Genomic DNA, 4,844 nt, shown 5'->3' on the forward strand with positions numbered 1-4,844 from the left:
CGACGACCTGGGCGTGAAGCCCGGCACCCTGCACGCGGCCATCGTGCGTTCCCCGCATGCGCATGCCGAACTTGGCACCGTCGATGCCACCGCCGCGCTTGCCGCGCCGGGCGTGCACGCCGTGCTTACCGGCGCCGACCTGGCGGCCTGGTCGCGTCCCTTCGTGGTCGCCGTGAAGTCACCAATGGAGCAATGGGCGCTGGCCATGGACCGCGTGCGCTATGTGGGCGAGCCAGTGGCCGTGGTAATGGCCGAGAGCCGTGCCCTGGCCGAAGACGCGCTCGACCTGGTGCGCGTCACTTACCGCGTGCTGCCGCCGGTGGTATCGATCGAAGCCGCGCTGGCCGACGATGCGCCCATCCTCCATCCCGGCGTAGGCTCCAATGTGGTGAGCGACCGCCACTTCCGCTACGGCGAGCCTGAAGCCGCCTTTGCCGCGGCGCCGCACCGGGTCACGCTGACCGCGCACTATCCGCGCAACACCTGCACGCCGATCGAATGCGGCGTGGTGATTGCCGAGTTCCTGCCCGGTGACGAGGGTTATGACGTCACCTCCAATTTCATGGGGCCGTTCTCGCTGCATGCGGTGATGGCGATGGCGCTCAAGGTGCCGGCCAACCGGCTGCGCCACAAAGCCCCGCGCGATTCCGGCGGCAGCTTCGGCGTGAAGCAGGCCGTGTTTCCCTACGCGGTGCTGATGTGCCTGGCGTCCCGCAAGGCCGGCGCACCGGTGAAGTGGGTGGAAGACCGGCTCGAGCATCTCAGCGCCGCCACCTCCGCCACCGCGCGGCTGTCCACGCTGGAAGCCGCGGTGAAGGCCGATGGCCGCATCGTGGCGCTGTCCTATGACCAGGTCGAAGACTGCGGCGGCTACCTGCGCGCGCCGGAGCCCGCCACCTTCTACCGCATGCACGGCTGCCTGACCGGCGCCTACGACATCCCCAACCTGCTGGTGCGCAACCGGGTGGTGATGACCAACAAGACGCCCACCGGCCTGGTGCGTGGCTTTGGCGGCCCGCAGGTGTATTTCGCCCTGGAGCGGCTGGTGCAGCGCATCGCGACGCAGCTCGGCCTCGATCCGCTCGATGTGTATCGCCGCAACTTTGTTGCCGCCGATGCCTTTCCCTATCGCGCCGCGGCGGGCGCGTTGCTGGACTCCGGCAACTACCAGCTGGCGCTGGCGCGCGCGCTGGAAGAAGGCGGCTACTACGAGCTGATGTGCCGCCGCGATGCCGCACGCGCCGAGGGCCGGCTATATGGCATCGGCTTTGCCGCCATCGTCGAGCCGTCCGTGTCCAACATGGGCTATATCACCACCGCCATGCCGGCCGAGGCGCGCAAGAAGGCGGGGCCGAAGAACGGCGCCATCGCCAGCGCCACGGTCAGCGTCGACCTGCTCGGCGGCGTGGTGGTCACCATTGCCTCGACGCCGGCCGGGCAGGGCCATATGACCGTGTGCGCGCAGGTCGTGGCCGACGTGCTTGGCGTGGACCCGGCCGACGTGGTGGTGAACGTCGAGTTCGATACCCACAAGGATGCGTGGTCGGTTGCCGCCGGCAATTACTCTAGCCGCTTTGCCGGCGCGGTGGCCGGCACCGTGCATCTGGCCGCCGAGCGGGTGCGCGACAAGCTGGCGCGCATCGTGGCGCCGCAGTTCGGCTGCACGCCTGCGGAGGTGGTGTTCGAAGACGGCCGCATTGCCCGCAAAGGCGCGCCCGAATCCGGCTTGCCCTTCACGCGCGTGGCCAGCAATGCGCCGCACTGGTCACCGCAGCAGTTGCCGGCGGGAGAGGAGCCGGGCCTGCGCGAGACGGTGTTCTGGTCGCCGCCCAACCTGGAAGCGCCGGATGAGAACGACCGCATCAACACCTCGGCCGCCTACGGCTTTGCCTTCGATATGTGCGGCGTGGAGATCGACCGCGCCACGGGGCGCGTGCGTATCGATCGCTACGTGACCGCGCACGACGCCGGTACGCTGCTCAACCCGGCGCTGGCCGATGGTCAGATCCGCGGCGCCTTCGCCCAGGGGCTGGGCGCGGCGCTGATGGAGGAGTTCCGCTATGGCGCCGACGGCAGCTTCCAGTCCGGCACGCTGGCCGACTACCTGATGCCGACCACCTGCGAGGTGCCCGATCCGGTGATCGTGCACCTGGAAACGCCAAGCCCCTTCACGCCGCTCGGCGCCAAGGGCCTGGGCGAGGGCAACAACATGAGCACGCCCCCCTGCATCGCCAACGCGGTGGCGGACGCGCTCGGCGTGCAGGACATCCGCCTGCCGCTGACCCCGGCCAAGGTGATGGCCATGGTGGGCTTCGACGATCCGCCACCGTCTCGCCCCGAATTGCTGGAAGCCATACGCGAGGCCGCCGTGCCCGCGGCCCGCAAGGGCAGTGGCAAGGCGCTCACCGCGCGCGGCTCGGTGGATCTCGACGCCACGCCCGAAGCCATCTTCGCCGTGCTGCTGGACCCGCAGGCGCTGGCCAAGGTGGTGCCCGGCTGCCACGCGCTGGAGCGCACCGCCGAGAACCACTACCGCGCCGACGTGACGGTAGGGGTCGGCATGATCAAGGCGCGCTTCGAGGCGGAGATCGCCCTGTCGGACCTCGATCCCCCGCGCCGGCTGCGGCTGGCGGGCGCCGGCATGTCCTCGCTGGGCAGCGCGCGCGGCGCCGGCCTGGTGGAGCTGGTCCCGCATGGCAGCGGCACGCGCCTGAGTTACGACTACGAGGCCGAGGTATCCGGCAAGGTCGCCGCCGTGGGCGGACGCATGCTGGAAGGCGCCGCCAAGGTGGTGCTGCGCCAGTTGTTCGAATCGCTCGGCCGCCAGGCCGCCGGCAAGCCGGTACGGCCGCAAGGCTGGCTTGCCCGCCTGCTGGCCCGTTTGGGAGTCCGTCGATGAAACCATCCGCTTTCGATTATCTGCGCGCCGAAACCACGCAGCACGCGCTCGATGCGCTGGCCCGTGGCGGCGAGGGCGCGCGCGTGCTGGCCGGCGGCCAGTCGCTGATGGCGGTGCTCAACATGCGCCTGGCGCAGCCGCAACTGCTGATCGATATCTCGCGCACCGCCGAGCTGAACACGGTGCGGGTGGAAGACGCTCACCTGGTGGTGGGTGCCGCGGCCACGCAGGGCAGCGTCGAATGGCGCGCCACACTGGCCGACGAGGTGCCGCTGCTGGCCATGGCCTTTCCGCATATTTCGCATTTCCAGATTCGCAACCGTGGCACCGTGTGCGGCTCGGTGGCTCATGCCGATCCGAGCGCCGAATTGCCCCTGGTGCTGACCGCGCTGGGCGGCGAGGTGGTGCTGCGCGCCGCGCGGCGCCGCCGCGTATTGCCGGCGGCCAGCTTCCTCCAGGGCATGTTGATGACGGCACGCGAGCCCGACGAGTTGGTGGAGGCGGTGCGCTTTCCGCTGCGGCGCCCCGGGGCGCGCTACGGCTTTGCCGAATTCTCCGCGCGCCACGGCGATTTTGCGCTGGTGGCCTGCGCGGCCACCGTGACCGATGACGCCATCGCGCTGGCGGTGGGCGGCGTGGCGGACCGGCCGGTGCTGGAAACCTGGCCGCGCCTGCAGGGCAAGGACCTGGAGGAGGCCATCAACGATTTCAGTTGGAAACTGGGCGCGCAGGACGACGCCCATATCAGCGCGCAGTACCGCCGGCACCTGGTGCGGCAACTGGGCATGCGTGTGATCGAGGAGGCAAAATGAGCAAGACCACCAAGGGCGCCGAATCCGGCAAGCCCGCCGAGATGATGCAGCGCCAGGAGCGGCGCCGCATCACCCTGACCCTGAACGGCCGCGAACGCAGCGGCCATTGCGAGCCGCGCGAGCTGCTGTCGGATTTCCTGCGCCACGAGCTCGGCGCCACCGGCACCCACGTTGGCTGCGAGCACGGCGTCTGCGGCGCCTGCACGGTGCGGGTCGACGGCGTAGCCGCGCGCTCGTGCCTGATGCTGGCCGTGCAGGCCGAGGACCGCACCATCGATACCGTCGAAGGCCTGGCGCCGGCCGAGGGGCTAAGCGACCTGCAGGAGGCCTTCCGCCGCCACCACGCGCTGCAGTGCGGATTCTGCACGGCCGGCATTCTGATGTCGTGCGCGGACTACCTGGAGCGCGTGCCGGAACCCAGCGAAGCGCAGGTGCGCGACATGCTGTCCGGCCACCTGTGCCGCTGTACGGGCTACACCCCCATCGTGGCCGCCGTGCTCGACGTAGCCGCGATCCGTGCACGGGCTCGCCCTGCTGCTGCCGGCGTAGTTACCGAGGAGGCCTGCGATGCTTGATCTCGGCCGCACCTTCCTGCAGAGCGTGGAGCGCAGTCCGCATGCGCCCGCCATCGTCGATGGCGACCTGATGCTCACCTATGCGCAGTGGTACGAGCGTATCCGTTGCGTCGCGTCCGGCCTGCACGAGATTGGCCTGGAACCGGGCGACCGCCTGCTGGCCGTATTGCAAAACCGCTGGGAAATGGCCACGCTGCACTGGGCCTGCCAGTTCGCCGGCATCGTGATGGTGCCCCTGAACTGGCGCGCCAAGCCTGAGGAGCTTGATTATTGCGTGCAGGATGCCGCCGTCAAGGCGCTGGTGTTCGAGCCTGTCAGCTCCGATGCCGTGCTGGCCAGCCCGGCGGCGCAGGCCGTGCCCTGCATTGCGCTGGACTGCGCGGCGGGCGGCTCGATGTCGTTCGCCTCGCTGCTGGACAGCGTTGCGTTGCATGACGCCCCGGTGGCCGAAGCGAGCGCTGTCTCGCTGATGCTCTACACCTCGGGCACCACCGGCAAGCCCAAGGGCGTGCCGCGCCGGCACCGGCAGGAGCGCGCCGCCGCGCTCGCCCACGTGGC

Annotated in this window: 4 protein-coding genes; all 4 read left to right on the top strand. The window is 70.0% G+C overall.

The annotated features are described in order from the left end of the window. On the top strand, positions 1–2,899 hold a 2,899-nt coding region (locus tag ACGLHR_RS50585), incomplete at its 5' end, for a molybdopterin cofactor-binding domain-containing protein (RefSeq protein ID WP_400103527.1). Then, the gene (locus ACGLHR_RS50590) at positions 2,896–3,711 is read left to right on the top strand and encodes a xanthine dehydrogenase family protein subunit M (RefSeq protein ID WP_267600474.1); all 816 of its coding nucleotides are present in this window, start codon (positions 2,896–2,898) and stop codon (positions 3,709–3,711) included. The genes ACGLHR_RS50585 and ACGLHR_RS50590, both read left to right, overlap by 4 nt. Further along, positions 3,708–4,286, top strand: coding sequence for a (2Fe-2S)-binding protein (locus ACGLHR_RS50595; RefSeq protein WP_400103530.1), 579 nt, complete (start codon positions 3,708–3,710; stop codon positions 4,284–4,286). The genes ACGLHR_RS50590 and ACGLHR_RS50595 overlap by 4 nt, the downstream gene beginning before the upstream one ends. Next, a partial coding sequence (locus ACGLHR_RS50600; protein WP_400103532.1) for an AMP-binding protein occupies positions 4,279–4,844 on the top strand: 566 nt, incomplete at its 3' end. The genes ACGLHR_RS50595 and ACGLHR_RS50600, both read left to right, overlap by 8 nt.

Origin of the sequence: Cupriavidus sp. CuC1 (assembly GCF_044627735.1) — a bacterium.
GTDB lineage: Bacteria > Pseudomonadota > Gammaproteobacteria > Burkholderiales > Burkholderiaceae > Cupriavidus > Cupriavidus ulmosensis.